General features: G+C 40.0%; 14 protein-coding genes. 13 read left to right on the top strand and 1 reads right to left on the bottom strand.

Features of this window, described 5'->3' with window-relative positions; translation table 11 throughout:
* Position 1 precedes the first annotated feature (1 nt).
* The 10 genes from ABDD94_RS18565 to ABDD94_RS18520 all read left to right on the top strand — a co-directional run bounded on the left by ABDD94_RS18565 (position 2) and on the right by ABDD94_RS18520 (position 12239).
* Positions 2–1252, top strand: coding sequence for an ABC transporter ATP-binding protein (locus ABDD94_RS18565; RefSeq protein WP_345953490.1), 1251 nt, complete (start codon positions 2–4; stop codon positions 1250–1252).
* Positions 1234–1818, top strand: a complete 585-nt coding sequence (locus ABDD94_RS18560; RefSeq protein ID WP_345953489.1) for an acyltransferase — start codon at positions 1234–1236, stop codon at positions 1816–1818. Before ABDD94_RS18565 ends, ABDD94_RS18560 begins: the two co-directional genes overlap by 19 nt.
* Positions 1819–1824: 6 nt before the next feature.
* Complete coding sequence (locus ABDD94_RS18555) at positions 1825–2754, top strand: hypothetical protein (RefSeq protein WP_345953488.1); 930 nt, start codon at positions 1825–1827, stop codon at positions 2752–2754.
* Positions 2755–2825: 71 nt separating this feature from the next.
* Positions 2826–3581 carry a glycosyltransferase family 2 protein gene (locus ABDD94_RS18550; RefSeq protein WP_345953487.1) on the top strand — a complete coding sequence of 252 codons (756 nt, stop codon included), beginning with the start codon at positions 2826–2828 and terminating at the stop codon, positions 3579–3581.
* Positions 3578–4651, top strand: a complete 1074-nt coding sequence (locus ABDD94_RS18545) for a glycoside hydrolase family 99-like domain-containing protein (RefSeq protein ID WP_345953486.1) — start codon at positions 3578–3580, stop codon at positions 4649–4651. Before ABDD94_RS18550 ends, ABDD94_RS18545 begins: the two co-directional genes overlap by 4 nt.
* Positions 4644–5597: a glycosyltransferase family 2 protein gene (locus ABDD94_RS18540; RefSeq protein ID WP_345953485.1), complete on the top strand. Its 954-nt coding sequence runs from the start codon at positions 4644–4646 to the stop codon at positions 5595–5597. Before ABDD94_RS18545 ends, ABDD94_RS18540 begins: the two co-directional genes overlap by 8 nt.
* Positions 5598–5620: 23 nt before the next feature.
* Positions 5621–6481 (top strand): glycosyltransferase family 8 protein, encoded by an 861-nt coding sequence (locus ABDD94_RS18535; protein WP_345953484.1) that lies wholly within the window; start codon positions 5621–5623, stop codon positions 6479–6481.
* Positions 6482–6493: 12 nt separating this feature from the next.
* The gene (locus ABDD94_RS18530; protein WP_345953483.1) at positions 6494–7639 is read left to right on the top strand and encodes a glycosyltransferase family 4 protein; all 1146 of its coding nucleotides are present in this window, start codon (positions 6494–6496) and stop codon (positions 7637–7639) included.
* A gap of 294 nt (positions 7640–7933) precedes the next feature.
* Positions 7934–10714: a TonB-dependent receptor gene (locus ABDD94_RS18525; RefSeq protein ID WP_345953482.1), complete on the top strand. Its 2781-nt coding sequence runs from the start codon at positions 7934–7936 to the stop codon at positions 10712–10714.
* 82 nt (positions 10715–10796) lie between these two features.
* Complete coding sequence (locus tag ABDD94_RS18520; RefSeq protein WP_345953481.1) at positions 10797–12239, top strand: hypothetical protein; 1443 nt, start codon at positions 10797–10799, stop codon at positions 12237–12239.
* A 72-nt stretch (positions 12240–12311) separates the two neighbouring features.
* Here ABDD94_RS18520 and ABDD94_RS18515 read toward each other — a convergent pair whose 3' ends face one another.
* Positions 12312–14066 carry a GNAT family N-acyltransferase gene (locus tag ABDD94_RS18515; protein ID WP_345953480.1) on the bottom strand — a complete coding sequence of 585 codons (1755 nt, stop codon included), beginning with the start codon at positions 14064–14066 and terminating at the stop codon, positions 12312–12314.
* A gap of 66 nt (positions 14067–14132) precedes the next feature.
* Here ABDD94_RS18515 and ABDD94_RS18510 point away from each other — a divergent pair, with 66 nt between their 5' ends.
* The 3 genes from ABDD94_RS18510 to ABDD94_RS18500 all read left to right on the top strand — a co-directional run bounded on the left by ABDD94_RS18510 (position 14133) and on the right by ABDD94_RS18500 (position 17093).
* Entirely contained in the window at positions 14133–14999 is an 867-nt protein-coding gene (locus ABDD94_RS18510) for a helix-hairpin-helix domain-containing protein (RefSeq protein ID WP_345953479.1), read from the top strand.
* 131 nt (positions 15000–15130) lie between these two features.
* Complete coding sequence (locus tag ABDD94_RS18505) at positions 15131–15490, top strand: hypothetical protein (RefSeq protein ID WP_345953478.1); 360 nt, start codon at positions 15131–15133, stop codon at positions 15488–15490.
* Between the two features lie 67 nt (positions 15491–15557).
* Entirely contained in the window at positions 15558–17093 is a 1536-nt protein-coding gene (locus tag ABDD94_RS18500; protein ID WP_345953477.1) for a DUF4394 domain-containing protein, read from the top strand.
* The last annotated feature ends 12 nt before the right edge of the window (positions 17094–17105 follow it).

Here is a 17105-nt window from a genome sequence, read left to right as displayed (position 1 = left end):
TATGAGTATTGCTATTAAAGCCGAAAACCTGAGCAAAGCCTATCAGTTAGGAGAATTCAGTACAGGTACGCTTTCGAGAGATATACAACGCCGTATTGCATTAATGCGCGGTAAAGAAGATCCGTATTTGAAGATTGGACAAACCAATGATCGCACAATTAAGGGTACAAGTGATATTGTTTGGAGTTTAAAAGATATAAACTTTGAGATAGGGCAAGGCGATGCCGTTGGAATTATAGGGCGCAATGGAGCCGGTAAAAGTACCTTGTTAAAAGTGTTGAGTCGGGTAACCACACCGACTACCGGGTCGGTAAAAATAAAAGGCCGTGTAGCCAGCTTACTGGAAGTGGGTACCGGCTTTCACCCTGAACTTACCGGTCGTGAGAACATCTTTCTCAATGGCGCCATCCTAGGAATGCGCAAACACGAAATCAAGAAGCACTTTGATGCCATAGTTGATTTTGCGGGTGTAGAACGTTATATAGACACCCCGGTAAAACGCTACTCAAGCGGTATGTACGTACGTTTGGCATTTGCCGTGGCCGCCCACCTCGAGTCTGAGATATTGATTGTAGATGAAGTATTAGCCGTAGGCGATGCAGAATTTCAAAAGAAGTGCTTGGGTAAAATGAACGATGTGAGTAAGGGCGAGGGAAGGACTGTTTTATTTGTCAGTCACAATATGAGCAGCATATCTCAGTTATGCAAGAAAGGTATTTTATTACAACAAGGTAATGTGTTGGTTGATAGTGATGTGCATGAAACTTTAAAAACTTACATGTCAGCCGGAGGGGATATTTCCTCTTATTTTGTAGAGGCTAATCCTATAAAGAGAGGGCAGTTTATATCGGCGAAGATTTACAATGAATCAGGTGAACTCACAAATGTCTTTCAGGGCGGTACTAAGCCGTATATTGAATTAGAATATGTTGTAAATGAAGACTATTTAAATTTTAACGTAGGTGTTTTAGTTAAGGATGCGTTTGAAACTCATATATATTCAAATGCAGATACAGACTTGGACGAATCCTTGCTGCACAGAAAGAAAGGAAGATATAAAGTAGTAGTACCAATAGATATTCATAATTTGAATACTGGAAATTATAAAGTCCAATTTTTAATGGGTATCGTTAATATTGAACTTTTTGATTTGATAGACCTTACTTTCAGTATTGAACATGATAATTTTCTAAACACAGGAGCTAGACCAGGATTACTTATATCTATAAATAAATGGCATTATCAGGGATAGTCGACGCCTTTTTAATTAAGGTTAAAGTAAAATTAGATAACAAAATTAATTTTATTAATAAACAAAAGCTCTTAAAATATGCACCTAACCTGTCTATAGGTGACGGATTTAGGTTTGACTTTAAAAAAAATGCTATAGAAATAGATCCTAAAGCTTATGTACAAATTAAAAATGATGTGCGGTTTAGAGAGTTCTGTAACATCATGGTGTATAAAGACGCAAGTTTAATCCTAGAAGATTCAGTGCATTTTAACAGATATTGTTCTATCAATTGCTTAGGCAACATTCGCATAGGAAAATATACAATTTTTGGGGAGGGAGTGAAATTATATGATCACAATCATATTTACGAAAACGTGGATTCCATCATCCAAAATGAACCTTGTAAGATAGGCCATATAACAATTGGTTCTAATTGTTGGATAGGGGCTAATGTTACTATATTGAACAATGTTACTATTGGTGATAATGTTGTAATAGGTGCAGGCAATTTAATTTTTAAAGATGTTCCATCAAATGTGTTGGTCAAGAATAGAACTGAAGCAATCGTGCAAGTAAGAAATTGATTTAAAATGGAAGTAACTTTGGTGAATCTTTCTAATAATCTTTATAAAGAAAGTCGTTTTAGGCTGAATACTTCGGCGCAGTCATTTAATATCAATAGAATAGAATCATATGACTTTGATGATATTAAGGAATCTTCGTTTTTTAAAGACAATGAAAGTATCCTTTCGCAACCTAAGGGAATTGGTTATTGGTTATGGAAACCTTACATTATTCTAGAGGCTTTTAATAAGCTTGCCGAAGATGATATTGTGATATACTGTGATGCTGGTTTAGAAGTTATAGCAGACCTGCAACCTTTAATAAACATATGTGCACACAAAGAACCTATTCTTCTTTTTGGTAATGCTAACCAGTTAAATTACGAATGGACGAAAAGAGATTGTTTTGTCCTAATGAACTGTGATGAATCTGAATACTGGCACGCCCCGCATTGTGATGCTGCTTTTTCTCTTTGGAGGAAAAATGAACTTTCCATATCTTTTTTAAATGAGTGGCTGAAATACGGCTCTGACGAAAGAATAATAACTGATTTACCAAATACCTGTGGTAAAGAGAACCTACCTGGATTTGCTGATCATCGTTGGGATCAATCCATACTTTCATTACTGGCCCAAAAAAGAAAGATAAACTTATATAGGATGCCTACTCAATTTGGAAATCATTATAAAGAACATTGTTATAGAATTAGCAAGGAATTTCTTTGTGTTAATCAGAGTAAGCAAGGCAGAATAGATTATTACCATTTCTTACCATATTATAATTCGCCTTATGGGCAACTCTTGAATCATCATAGAAGTAAGAAGGTACTTGAAACACCGCACACTAATATTTCGCATGCGACAAGGAAGCAGGCCTCCTCGATTTACAAAAAGTTATTCAGGCGGACTATCAAAAAGCTTTTCCGTGTTTTGGGATATAAATTGGTTAAATCTTAATGATAAATAACTCCCCTATATATTCTCTAGTAATTCCGACGTATAACAGCTCGGCAACTATAGGATATGCATTGGATAGTATCTTAAATCAAACTAACGACAGGTATGAAATTTTGATAATAGACGGACTATCAAAAGATGAAACTTCTAAAATTATAAATTCCTACAATGACCCCAAAATCAAAATCATCTCAGAAGCGGATAAGGGAATATACGATGCCATGAATAAGGGTATCGCTTTAGCAAAAGGCCAGTGGTTGATGTTTTTAGGAAGCGATGATCAACTTGCGGATGACAAGGTGCTTAGTGACATAGTGGATGTTATTAAGGATAGGAATGAAAAAGTTATTTACGGAAACGTTATCCTGAAAGGGAATACTGGCTGGGGAACTGACGGCCAACTTTATGACGGCGAATTCAGCATTGAAAAGCTACTTAAAAAGAATATTGCGCATCAAGCTCTATTCTATCATAGAAGCGTATTTCAAGAGTGCGGAAATTATAACCAGTTGTATAAAATTTGTGCTGACTATGACTTGAATCTCAGGGTCGCAGCTAAGTTCAAAATGCATTATGTAGATCGAAAAATTGCTGTGTTCAATGCTGGCGGGGCTAGTACCAGTTCCAGAGATTTGAAGTTTGAGCAAGATTTTTCAAATAATATAATTAAGTACTTTTTTAAGGATCTTTATAAAGACACATTTAAAGGCTTAGAGCGGAAGATTTCGCGTTATGCAAAGCTACAATTAAGACAATTTAAGTTTTTGAGTGCCGCTTACTTGCTTCTTATAAGTTTATATTTTAAAATACGAAGGCATATAGAATGATCAAACCTATCGCTATAAATCTTCCACAATTTCATCCATTTGCCGAGAATGACGAATGGTGGGGGAAGGGATTTACTGAATGGACTAACGTTACCAAAGCTAAACCGCTTTTCAAAGGCCACTATCAACCTCATCTGCCTGCCGATTTAGGATTTTATGACTTAAGGCTGGAAGAGGCCCGAATTGCTCAGGCCGAATTAGCGCGTATGTACGGTATTCATGGCTTTTGTTATTATCATTATTGGTTTAACGGTAAGCGTATCATGAACAGGCCCTTAGATGATATGCTGAAGACTCAGACTCCTGACTTTCCATTTATGCTTTGCTGGGCTAATGAAAATTGGACAAAAAGGTGGGATGGGCTCGATCATGAGGTTTTGATTAAGCAAGATTATAGTACCGAAGATGACATTGAGCACATTCGATTTTTGCTTAATACTTTCTTTAAAGACGACAGATATATCAAAGTAAAAGGTAAGCCATTTTTTGTGATATACCGCCCTGCACTTTTTCCTGATATTAAGCAAACCATCAAAACCTGGCGGGATGAAGCGGCAAAAAGCGGCACAGAACTGTATATAGGCTTTATGCAGAGCTTCGCTTACAAGCCCGATAACTTTGAAAGTCTGGGATTTGATTGTTCAATTGATTTTCAACCGAATTTGTCAAGCTTTGCCAAAAAGCCTAAGCGGAAATTGAAAGACAGGATAAAGCGCCGTTTGGGGCACCCGTTGCCTGATTTTTATAGTCACCGTTTTGCTTCGTACCCAAGTTATGTGGATCAAATGATTAATAGCGAATTCACTTACAAAGCAAACGAGTTTCCGGGTATTACGCCCGGTTGGGACAATGCCGCCCGGCGTACAAAAGGGGCAACCATATTCACAGATTCAACACCTTCAGACTATAGCAAATGGCTGAAAGCTATAAAGGGAAGATACGAAAATAAGGATACCTATCTCTTTATAAATGCCTGGAATGAATGGGCAGAAGGCAATCACCTCGAACCCGACCAAAAGTGGGGAAGGCAATATTTGGAACAAACAGCTAAGATATTAAAGGATGCCTGAAGTTTCTGTCATTATCCCGAATTATAACCACGAGCGTTTTCTTGACCAGCGAATCACTTCTGTTTTAAATCAAACGTTTCAGAACTTTGAATTGATTATTTTAGATGATTGTTCAACTGACAAGAGCAAGGAGGTAATAGAAAGATACCGGGATAATGATAAGGTAAGTCACATAATTTTCAACGAAAAGAATAGCGGCACTACTTTTAAACAATGGCAAAAAGGTATATCCCTTGCTAAGGGAAATTATATATGGGTAGCAGAAAGTGATGACTGGTGTGCCCCGGTTTTTCTAGCTACAGCTATTGATACCCTAAAAAGCGACCCAAACTTGGCTTTATTCTTTTCCGCTTCAAACCAGGTTGATGAACATGATAAAGTGCTTAGCAATTTATTGTGGTGGACAAGTGACTTGCCACGATATAATTGGGAAGCTGATTTTGTAACAAGCGGAGATGAGTTGATTGAAACCTGTTTGCTAAAAAAAAATGTAATAGTAAACGCTAGCGCAGTTGTTTTTAGAAAATCCTATTTACAAGAAAGTGCTTTCAAACTAATCGAAAGGCTAAAAAAGTCAGGGGATTGGTTGTTTTGGATATTGCTTATTAAAAGTAACAAAGTTGCGTATAATGCCCTTGCGCTAAATTATTTCCGAGAACATACAAATTCGACGAGAAACTATGCTAGTGCGGAAAGTAGGCTGACCAAAATGGTCGAGGAGTATTACGTAATATCAATGTTATATGATGTTATGCAAAAGCCCGAGCTTTTGTTGTATGTAAAAAATGCATATAACAGGCTATTTCTTCGTACATCTATTAAGGATTACCAGGTATTAGCAAGGCTATTTAAGGAGTTACTTAATAAGAAAATGTCTTTTTCTAATTTTTTATGCAAGCGTTATACCATGAAAGCTACTGGTCGACTAAATAAAGTTTTTAAATAAATCGCTGCCTAATCTGTTTCAAAATGCAAAAGGAGCTCAACGTTTTTTTTACCATAGATGAAAATTATATTCAGCACTTTACCGTTGCTCTGACATCTTTATTAGAAAACAATAAGGACTTAGTAATCAATGTATATTTAATAAATGATATTGCTGACTTTAGTCCATTCAATTATGTGCTTCAATATTTTCAGAAAAAATATCAAACATCAATCAACCTAATAAGTATTGATGGAGCACTGTTTGATCAGTATACAATTTCACGTCATGTTTCAAAGGCTACCTACTTTAGGTTATTATTGGCTGATATATTACCTGACCATATAAACTCAGGATTGTTTTTAGACTCAGATCTGATTGTCACAAATAGCTTAAAAGAGTTGGCCGATACTGACCTAAAAGATAATTATCTCATGGCTTCTCATGATTTTAATCTTTCAGACAGCATTGCATGGATGAACGAAATTGGCTTCCCTACAAAGAAATATTTTAACGCAGGTGTTTTATTAATTAATCTGAAGAAATGGCGTGAAGACAACGTGTCGGACAAATTAATGGATATAGCCCAAAAGTTTATGGGAAAACTGCGTTGGTGGGATCAGGACGTACTGAACATTTTCTTCCGTAATAAATGGGAGCGATTTGACGAAAAGTTCAATTCAATGAATTTAACATCAAAACTACTGGTTACACCAACTATAATCCATTACGCAACTGGCGGCAAACCGTGGCATTACTTCAATAATCACCCTTATAAAAAGCTTTACTGGAAATATATTAAACTTACGCCGTTTAAGAATGCTAAGCCTAAAGACTTTTCCTATACCAACGTTTTAAGGAAGAATTACAGGTTACTGAAAAAACGCTTTAATATTCACGCCTAAACATTCGATTAAATGAAGATTGCTGTTGCTAGCTTAGGTGACCCTTATTCTGTAAAGACCTGGTCAGGTACTCCTGCACATATTATACATGCCTTAGAAAAACGAGGGCATAGCATCTCAGCAATTACTTTAATAACACCAGCCGAGCCTTGGTATTACAATTGGTTGCGCCGTTTTTATCACCGCTTTCAAGGCAAGTGGTTTATGTCTGCTGTCGAAAAAACAACGCTTCAAGCCATTGCCCGTCAGTTTGATGCAGAAGTGGCCCGTATTAAACCCGATGTTGTACTTTGCATTCATGCTGATTTTTTAGCTTATACAACCTTTCAACAACCAGCCATATCGATTCACGATACTACTTTTGCAAGCTTAGTAGGCTACTACCGCGATTTTAGCAATTTAGCTGGGCGAAGTATTAGGGCTGGTAATGATATGTATCAAAAGGCCTTAAACAGAGCCACTGCAGCAGTTTTTTCTGCGGGTTGGGCTTCTGAAAGTGCTTTAAAAGATTACAATGTTGAAGCATCCAAAATTCATACTATACCCTTAGGTGCTAATTTAAAAGAAGCGCCTGTTGCACACGCTGTACATGCATGGATAGGCAGTCGTGCCCAAAGCGCCACCTGTAAGCTTTTATTTTTAGGCGTTGCCTGGGAACGTAAGGGTGGTCCAGACGCGCTGCGGTTTGTGGTTCATCTAAATAAACTGGGTGTAAAAGCGCAACTGCTTATTGTTGGCTGCACTCCTAATATTGCAGCAGAGTTTGAACCTTACGTAAAACAGATTGGCTTTTTGCGGAAGAATATACCGGAACAGGCGGAGCGCTTAAGGCAGTTGTTGGCAACATCCTCAGCGCTAATGTTGCCATCGGTAGCCGAGTGTTATGGATGTGTGTTTTGCGAGGCGAATGCTTATGGATTACCCTCCTTAGGTCGGCACACAGGTGGAATAACGGAAATTATAAAAGAAGGTGTCAATGGTTTGATGTTAGGCGAGTCGGAGTCGCCGGAAGCATTTGCAGAGCGGTGGGCAAAGATTTGGAATAACAGGGAAACTTATGTGGAGCTCTCTAAGTCCTCGTTAAATGAGTTTGAAACCAGGTTAAATTACGATGCATTTAGCGCCAAACTCGAGGACGTTATTAAGTTAGTGATGTAAAAGGACGGGGCTGCTTTCTGTTTTGAGAGAGCAGCGCCACTTTAGCAATCCGTTTAGATTAAGCGGCACCGTTTGTTTCGGGGTTTTAAAGCCAACTTCCTATTGTATATTACCATTAATATGAGGAGCCGTTACTTTAACTTCTCAATAACACTCAAGTAACCTTAAAGCTATATCAACAATGCAAACCTGGCTCATTAACATTAGTTTAACATGAACAAAACACATCGTTAATTTAGAGGTAATATTGAGCTAATCTTGTGCTAATATTTTTGCTGCATCAATCAAACGCAAGTGAAAAAATTAGCCCCGATTCAATTTAAACTCATCCTTTGTTTATCATTAACCGTTTTATTCAATGTAGCCCAGGCCCAAACCGGGGGCAAGTTGAGTGGCAAAATCACCGACCAGAAAACTGGCGAAGCGCTTATTGGCGCTACCCTAATGGTACAAGGTATTAATAAAGGTACCGCCACTAATGTAAACGGCGAGTATAGCCTAACCGGCGTTAAAGCCGGCACATACAGTATCTTAATACGATATGTAGGTTATCAAAACAAGATCATTTCAGATGTACAAATTAAGGCTACTGGTGTTACACCATTAAATATTACGTTAACATCGGCTAATTCACAGCAGCTTCAGCAGGTTACGGTACGGGCCACGTTCCGTCAGGAATCGGTTAACTCTTTATACGCACAGCAAAAAAATAATGCGGCCATTACTGATGGTATAACTTCCGAAACAATTAAACGCTCGCCCGATAAAAGCGCATCTGAAGTTTTGCGTAGGGTAAGTGGTGCTACCGTTCAGGATAACAAGTTTGTGGTAGTGCGTGGCTTAGGCGACCGTTATAATACTGCTTTGTTGGATAACACTGCTCTGCCCAGCACCGAGCCTAACCGCAAAGCTTTTTCGTTTGATATTGTGCCATCAAACCTTATTGATAATTTAATCATTAACAAAACGGCTATGCCCAACTTGCCAGGCGATTTTGCAGGCGGCGCTGTGCAAATCATCACACGTGATATACCGCAGGAAGATTTCACATCAATAAATGTAGGTTTAGGTTACAATACCAACACCACCTTTAAAGATTTCAAAAGCGGTTACCGTAACACAACCGATTATTTTGGCTTTGACAATGGATCACATAAATTGCCCGGCAGCTTTCCTTCTTCAACTCGTGTACAATCCATAAGCACTACTAACCCCGAGCAAAGCATTGCGCCTTTACGTTCACTGAACCCAAATTTCAATGTTTACAACACCAATGCTTTTTTGAACCAAAACTATCAGGTTTCATTAGGTCGTGTAAAAGAGGTAGGCAAAAACGGCAATAAGTTAGGCGCTATTTTCGCAGTTACTTACCGCAACTCTTTGCAGCACGATCCTAACGTAATAAATGATTTTCACGTTTACACTTACAATGCCGATCGTTATAAGTTTTCAACTAACGTAGGAGCCATCGCCAACTTTGCCTACACCTTCGGTAAAAATAAAATCACATTTAAAAACCTTTATAATAAGGTTTTTGACGACCAATATTTTGCCCGATCAGGTGTTGATATGACCACGGGCAGCGCCGACAATCGCTTTACCGCTTTTGACCTAACTGAAAAAAGTATATACAAAGGTACACTGCAAGGCGATCATGGCTTGGGTAATGGCAGTTCTAAAATTACCTGGAATGCCAGCTATAGCAATGTAATGAACCAACAGCCTGATCAGCGTAAAACAAACTATCAGTTACGGGACGGTATTTATATAGCCGACGTCACCTCAGTAGGCAAGCAAAATGCTCGCTTTTTTTCAGACCTGAACGAAAATATATTTGCCGGAGATGTCAACTACAGCAAACCCGTTAAGCTTTTTAACCAGCAGGCAACCTTTAAAGCTGGTTTGGTTTCGCAATACCGCGACAGAACTTTTGACGTGCGCTTTTTAGGATTATTATTAAATGATAATTCGCCTAATGCATCGGCTGTACGCCAGCTGCCTTTAAATCAAATTTTCAGTCGCTCGGTTATAAATGGCGGTAATTTCTACCTGCGCGAGCTGCCAAATGCTGATGAACGCTATACAGCTAATGCCATGACTAATGCCGGTTATGCAATGTTGGATAACAAATTTGGCGATAAAATGCGTTTGGTTTGGGGTTTACGCGTTGAAAAATTTAATCTTAATCTGAAGACTCGTAACCCATCTACGCCAGAAGTAACTTTAGATAACATTGACTTTTTACCATCTGCTAACTTTACTTACAGCTTAACGCAAAAAGCTAACCTCAGATTTTCTTATTCACGCACAGTTGCCCGGCCCGAGTTAAGAGAACTGGCACCATTTGGTTATTATGATTATGAGTTGCTGGCTACTATTACTGGTAACCCAAGCTTAAAGCGTTCGCAAATTCATAATGTTGATTTACGCTATGAGTTTTACCCATCGGCCGGTCAAATTATATCTATATCTGGTTTCTATAAAAACTTTAAAAACCTGATTGAATCTGGTTACTATGATGTGAACAGTACACCCGATTTTAACTTCTTTAACGCACAAAAAGCAAATAATTACGGCGTTGAGTTTGAGTTGCGCAAAACGCTCGATTTTATCGGTCCTAAGTTTAAGCATACCACCTTTTATACCAACGTAGCCATTATTAAATCGCAGGTAACTGATACGCGCTCGTTTATTGCCGATGAAGGTGGCAAACGCCCAATGATAGGCCAGGCACCTTATGTAATTAACGGAGGCCTGTTACAAACCGCCATGGATAATAAGTTAAGCTTTAATTTATTGTATAACCGCGTTGGTGAGCGCATTTACCGTGCACGTGGCTTCCAGTTCCCGGCTATTTACGAGCGTTCACGCGATGTAGTAGATGCACAAATAGGCTACCGGGTATTTAAAGGCAAGGGCGAGTTTAAACTGAATGCCGGGGACATCCTTAACCAGCCAACACAGTTCTATTACAAAAACAGCACTAAGCAGTATAACATTGAGCGCGACGGTTCAATAGTTAGCCGCTTTAAGTCAGGTAGTAACTATACACTGTCATACGCTTACACTTTCTAAGCTAACGTTAACGGTATCATAAAGGCCACTTAACATATACTTTATACTGTCTTAATTACTTTGTACAAATCAAAAAATTGATATGAAAAAATATTCCTTACTCCTATTATTACTTGCAGTTTTAGGCTTCGCTTCATGCAGCAAAAATGAAGACGAAGGCGAAGAAGTAACTTTCTCTAATGAAGTTTCGGGCGATATTACCAGCAACACAACCTGGACCGCCGATAAAATTTATACCCTTAAAGGCTTTGTTTATGTAACCAATGGCGCTACTTTAACTATTGAGCCGGGCACTATCATTAAAGGCGATAAAGCTAGCAAAGCAACTTTGGTTATTACCCGCGGCGCTAAAATTAACGCTACCGGGACAGTTGATAAACCTATTGTGTTCACATCAAATGCAGCAGCTGGTGGCCGTTCAAGCGGTGACTGGGGCGGTGTAATTTTATTAGGTAAAGCACCTATTAACCCAACTGGTAACACTGCCCGTATCGAAGGTGGTTTAGATGCCAAAGGCGACGAGGAAAAATACATCCGTTATGGCGGTACTGATGCTAATGATAATTCGGGTACGTTAAAATATGTGCGTATAGAGTACGCTGGTATTCCATTTTCACCAGATAACGAAATCAATGGTTTAACCATGGGTGGTGTTGGTGCTGGTACTACAATTGATTATGTAGAAGTTTACCGCTCGGGCGATGACTCTTTCGAATGGTTTGGCGGGACAGTAAATGCTAAGCACTTATTATCAATTGGTGCGGTGGATGATGACTTTGATACTGATTTTGGTTTCTCGGGTAAAGTGCAATTTGGTTTAGCGCAACGTGCACAAGTAATAGCCGACTTTTCGGGCTCAAACGGTTTTGAGTCTGATAACGATGCCGCCGGTTCAACCAACTCACCGCAGACCAGCGCGATTTTTTCAAACATGACTATTGTTGGTCCATTAGTATCAGTTACCAGCACATCAAACATCAATGCTAACTTTCAGCATGCTGCTCAAATACGTCGTAACTCATCTATCAGCATATTCAATACATTATTAACTAACTATACTGAAGGTGTTTACTATGATGACGGTACAGGTACTGCTGCTTCATCAAACTATGTAGCTGGTCGTTCGGTATTTTTGGATAACATCATTTATGGTTGCAATGTTAAGGGCAATGAAGTGAAAGGTGTAAATGCCGCCAGCAAGCTTTTATTCGAAGCAGGCTTGCGTGCAAACAACCTATTTGATGCTACTAAATCGGTAAATGATTTATTAACTGCACCGTTGAAATACGGTATCGACTTTAAGTCTTCTACTGATGCAACATACGCAGGTACACCAGACTTTACCTTAAAAGCAGGTTCGGTTGCTGCTACAGGTGCTGCATTTGCTTCACCTAAATTTACCGGCGATTCTTTCTTTGAAAGAGTTGCTTACAAAGGTGCCTTTGGTACTACTAACTGGGCTGCAAGCTGGGCGGTATTCGATCCTCAAAATATAGCCTACACTACTCCAGGTATGGTTAAGTAACTAACAGTATCTAAATAACAAAAAAGGCTGCCTAATACAGGCAGCCTTTTTTGTTATTCATTTTTTTAAAGCTTACAAATTGCGTCCTATTTTATCTAACACATCTTGAGGTACCTTTTGCAAATCAAGCACCAAAAAGCCGTCCAGGCAATCGGCAAACTTAGGGTCTATATTAAAGCAGATAATTTTAGCGTTTAAAGCAATGTATTGGCGCAGCAGTACTGGTACTTTAATGTTGTGCGTTTCAATTTCCGAAATGAGGTTGTCCAGTTTCTTAAAATTTTCCTCACCGGCCAGCAGCAAATCGGTGTCAATGCTGGCAAAATCCACTTTGAATTTTTTGCGTGGTTTTACATACTGCGCCATTTCGTGATCAAAATGGTTACGGGTGATGTAATCAACAATAAGCGACTTAGAGAATTTTGAGAAAGTATTACTGATACTAACCGGGCCAATCAAGTATCTATAACGCGGATTATCAATCAAAAACTTTAGGATCCCTTTCCATAGTAAAAATAAGGGGAGAGCTTTTTGCTGGTATTCCTTACGTATCCACGAGCGGCCCAGCTCTAAACTGGTTTGCAGCACTTCGCTAAACTGCGATTTAATTTTAAACAGGTTGGCTGTATAAAAGCCCTTTTTACCGTAACTGTCAAATATCTCATCACCCATACCAATGCGGTAGGCACCCACAATCATATTGGTTTTGGTATCCCAGATAAATAAATGATGATAGTAAATATCATACTCGTCCAAATCGGTACTGTTATTGGTGCCTTCGCCTACTGCCCTGAAGGTAAGTTCGCGCAAACGGCCAATCTCGCGTATAATGCAGGGTATGAGCGCTGTTGGGGCTATAAAAACCTCATAATTCTTCTCCGTCCAAACTTTGTAATTTTCTCTCAGCGGGGCCAGTTCCCGGGCCATGAGTTCGCTGTTCGTTGGGGCTACAATTTCTTTAGGATCTTTTTTTATCTTGAACAGGTTGCGCGGGTTAAATAAGCGCTTCTCATTTTCGAGTCCGGTGCCTAAAGCATAAGTTTTAGCTCGTAAAAAATTGAGCAGCTGCGTAGCATTATTATAATTAGGTATATCCTGTACGTTAATGGGTTTGCCTATGCGCAGCTTAATGGTATGGCCCTGTTTGTTAAACAATTCTGACGGCAGCTTAGCGGTACGTAGCGTTGGGTGTATAAGGCTAAGCAGGTTAAACAGCAGGCCATTATTGCCATGAAAGTAAATAGGCACTACCGGCACTTTAGCTTTGGCTATTAGCTTACCTACTACTGGGTGCCACATGCGGTCGGTAACCTGTTTGGCATCCAGCTTATAGGTTGATACCTCGCCGGCCGGAAATATGCCTATAGGCGTACCCTCCCTGAGCAGCTCCAGTGTAGTTTTAATGCCACTTATGCTTGATGAATGTTCTACGTTCTCGAAAGGATTTACGGCAACAAAGTAATCGCTCAGGTTCGGGATCTTCTTGAGCAAAAAGTTAGCCATGAGCTTAGCATCAGGCCTGGCCATACAAAGTATCTTCAGCAATATCATGCCTTCAATACCGCCGTAAGGGTGGTTGGCAATGGCAATAAAAGCGCCATCAGCAGGCAGGTTCTTTAGTTCACTTTCATCAAAATCTACAGTAACTCCGCAACCCTGTAAAATGGCATCCACAAATTCGGGGCCTTGTTTGGGTTGCGCTTGTGCAAACAGATCGTTAACCTGGTTAATCTTCATCAGCTCCATCAGCAAAGCCGCCAGGCCGGGCATTTTCAGCCTGTCCAGCTTAGTGGCTTTAGCAAACTCATCGGTGGTTATAATCTTCATATAGTATAAGGTAAGGGTAAATTTCTATAAAATTATTTAATTTAACGTCCTGTTAGCTTATCGCAATTGAAACCATCCGTTAAAAATTACTTCGCTATAACCAAAACTGAATGGAACGGGCTGGTTATACTGATACTGCTGATTGTTGTTGTATTGGCTATACCGCCGGCGTACAAACATTTTCATAAAGATAAGCCTTTAAATTTTAAGAAATTTAACCAGGCGGTGGCGCAACTGGAACGGGCTGGTGCGGCCGGCGATGCATATAATGCTGACCATACGGGCATGAGGACTACCAATGTGCATTTGTTTGCTTTTAATCCCAATAAGCTATCCATTGCTCAGTGGGAAAAGCTTGGTTTGAGTATGCGGCAAATTAAGGGCATAAAAAACTATGAAGCCAAAGGCGGTAAATTCTACACCAAAGCCGATGTGAAAAAGATGTATACGCTAAGTGCTGATGATTACAAACGTTTAGAACCCTACATTTTGCTGCCTGCTAAAGACGGTAATGGCAAAAGCAGCGCACCCGGCATAATAGTGGAACTTAACACGGCCGATTCTGCAACACTTACTCAGTTAAAAGGCATTGGTCCCGGCTTTGCACGCCGTATAGTGCAGTACCGCAATCGCCTGGGCGGGTTTCATAGTAAACAGCAGTTAAAGGAAATTTTCGGCATGGACGATATGCACTACCACGATATACAAGCACAGTTTAAACTGGATAATCGTAAAGTGCAACGCAAGGATGTAAATAAGGTTGAACTGGAAGACCTGAAAGACTTTCCGTACCTTACCTACAAACAAGCCAACGCCATTGTACAATACCGCAAGCAGCATGGCGATTACGAATCGTTTGATGAACTGCATAATATTGCCATTCTTGACGATGAAGTGCTGCGTAAGATAAAACCCTATATCCTTATTCGCTGATTATAGATGTTTAAATCATCAATCCGCTTTCACTCTTTTAAGTTGTAAGTAAAAATGGAACTCTACAAATCCCATAGCATTGTAATTGCGTAAGTGGTATTAAATGGCAGATGCCAGCTGCGTAAAATTATATGAACCAAGTGAAATCAAAACCAGGTACTTACATTGCGGCTCAGCCGTTGGGTAAGCTTGTTGTTTTAATTTTACTGACGGCTTTTATTGGCCGGGTACTATTAGTTAGTATATACGGCTATGCGGGTGTGAAGAAAACCATGGCTGTATTGTCGGCAAGTGAGAAGGAGCAAAGTGATGATGAAAGTAGTGAGTATGGAAGGTATGCAGGAGAACAAGTTAAGTGTTATGCCTCATTAAATGTTGCCAATTTTAAGCCGATTTTTGCACTTACCCGTATAGCCTCTTTTACAAGGTATCTTACCAGTTCAGTTATTTCAATTTATCCTGCCGTTTTAACGCCTCCGCCCAACGGCTAATACATGTCCCTTCTCCTAATTATATAAGGCGCTCACTGCGTCGGTACTTTTTAATACATCAATATTTATGAAAACAATTCGAACTTTTAGACCCTTAAAAGCGATACTACTGTGCGCTGTAGCGTTTGTTGTTACGCTATCATCCTGCAAAAAGGATCGGGACCGTGATGATGATCGCGACGTGCTGGTGATTGCGCCTAATGTAAATGTTTATGCTTTACGGCAAGACAATAAATTGATTGCGTTTAACGCACAAAATGGTTTTGACGTAAATCCGCTGGTTAATATTACAGGCATGTCAACAGGTGAAAATATGCTTGCTATTGATTTTAGACCTGCAACCGGCCAGTTATACGGTGTAAGCAGTGGTAGCCGTATATATGTAATTAACCCCGTTACCGGTGTAGCACGTGCTATAAACAGCACTCCATTTACCCCTGCAATTGATGGCACTGCCGTAGGTTTTGACTTTAACCCAACAGTTGACCGCATACGCCTGGTTACCTCTAACGGGCAAAACCTGCGCCTTAATCCCGAAACCGGCCTGGTAGCTGCTACCGATGCGCCTATAAACGGTGCAACCGGCGCTAAAGTTTCTTCGGTGGCTTATACAGAGAGCCGTGCAGGTGCTTCAACAACTATTTTATATGACATTGATGCGGTAACTAAAAAGCTTTATAAGCAGGATCCGCCTAATGATGGCAAATTAGTGGAGGTAGGCAACCTGGGTGTTGAAGCTACTGAAGTTGCTGATTTCGACATTAGTTACGATAATAAAGCAGCGCTGGCACCAATCACAGTAAATAATCAGCAAGGGCTGTATTTAATTGATCTGACTACAGGCAAAGCTTATAAGTCGGCCGTGTTTAATAGCAAAATAATTAGTTTGGCTATACCTACAGCACCTGTAGCTTATGCAGTAAGTACCAATAACGAGTTATTGATTTTTAACCCGGCTAGTCCTGCTCCGGTAGCTAAAGCTATAACCGGCTTACAAGCAAATGAAACTATACTAGGAATCGATTTCAGACCAGCGAACGGCCAGTTATATGCCTTAGGTAGCACAAGTCGCCTTTATACTGTTAATGCCTCATCGGGTGTGGCAACGGCAGTTGGTGCAACCCCTTTCAGTACTGCTCTGTCTGGTACTTCGTTTGGGTTTGATTTTAACCCAACGGTTGATCGGATAAGAGTAGTGAGCAACACCGGCCAAAACCTGCGCCTCAACCCTAATGACGGTACTGTAGTTGCGGTTGATGGTGCACTTACACCAGCCAGTTCATCAATAAGCGGTGCGGCTTATACCAACAACTTTGCAGGTGCCGCTACAACAGTGCTTTATGATATTAACGCGCAAACCGGTAAACTATACCGCCAGGAGCCACCTAACGATGGTACACTGGTCGAAGTAGGCTCACTGAACATTAACATTGATGCCGCTAACGGCTTTGATATTGGTGGTGCAAGCAATACAGCCTATGCACTGTTTACGGTAAGCGGTGTTACACGTTTGTATGCAGTTAACCTGCAAACAGGAGCTGTTACAGCCGGACCAACATTTGCACAAGGTGTGCGTGGCTTTACGTTAGGTTTAAACCTGTAAAGTAGTTCTTGC

It is taken from the genome of Mucilaginibacter sp. PAMB04168 (assembly GCF_039634365.2).
In the GTDB taxonomy this organism is placed as follows: Bacteria; Bacteroidota; Bacteroidia; order Sphingobacteriales; family Sphingobacteriaceae; genus Mucilaginibacter.
Note: the sequence above shows the minus strand (reverse complement) of the source record. Positions and strands in the feature narration are given on the sequence as shown.

What these genes read in the sequence shown, in the direction of transcription:
- ABDD94_RS18565 (WP_345953490.1), top strand. Translation starts at nt 2, where the DNA reads ATGAGTATTGCTATTAAAGCCGAAAACCTGAGCAAAGCCTATCAGTTA.
- ABDD94_RS18560 (WP_345953489.1), top strand. Translation starts at nt 1,234, where the DNA reads ATGGCATTATCAGGGATAGTCGACGCCTTTTTAATTAAGGTTAAAGTA.
- ABDD94_RS18555 (WP_345953488.1), top strand. Translation starts at nt 1,825, where the DNA reads ATGGAAGTAACTTTGGTGAATCTTTCTAATAATCTTTATAAAGAAAGT.
- ABDD94_RS18545 (WP_345953486.1), top strand. Translation starts at nt 3,578, where the DNA reads ATGATCAAACCTATCGCTATAAATCTTCCACAATTTCATCCATTTGCC.
- ABDD94_RS18540 (WP_345953485.1), top strand. Translation starts at nt 4,644, where the DNA reads ATGCCTGAAGTTTCTGTCATTATCCCGAATTATAACCACGAGCGTTTT.
- ABDD94_RS18535 (WP_345953484.1), top strand. Translation starts at nt 5,621, where the DNA reads ATGCAAAAGGAGCTCAACGTTTTTTTTACCATAGATGAAAATTATATT.
- ABDD94_RS18530 (WP_345953483.1), top strand. Translation starts at nt 6,494, where the DNA reads ATGAAGATTGCTGTTGCTAGCTTAGGTGACCCTTATTCTGTAAAGACC.
- ABDD94_RS18520 (WP_345953481.1), top strand. Translation starts at nt 10,797, where the DNA reads ATGAAAAAATATTCCTTACTCCTATTATTACTTGCAGTTTTAGGCTTC.
- ABDD94_RS18515 (WP_345953480.1), bottom strand. Translation starts at nt 14,066, where the DNA reads ATGAAGATTATAACCACCGATGAGTTTGCTAAAGCCACTAAGCTGGAC.
- ABDD94_RS18505 (WP_345953478.1), top strand. Translation starts at nt 15,131, where the DNA reads ATGAACCAAGTGAAATCAAAACCAGGTACTTACATTGCGGCTCAGCCG.
- ABDD94_RS18500 (WP_345953477.1), top strand. Translation starts at nt 15,558, where the DNA reads ATGAAAACAATTCGAACTTTTAGACCCTTAAAAGCGATACTACTGTGC.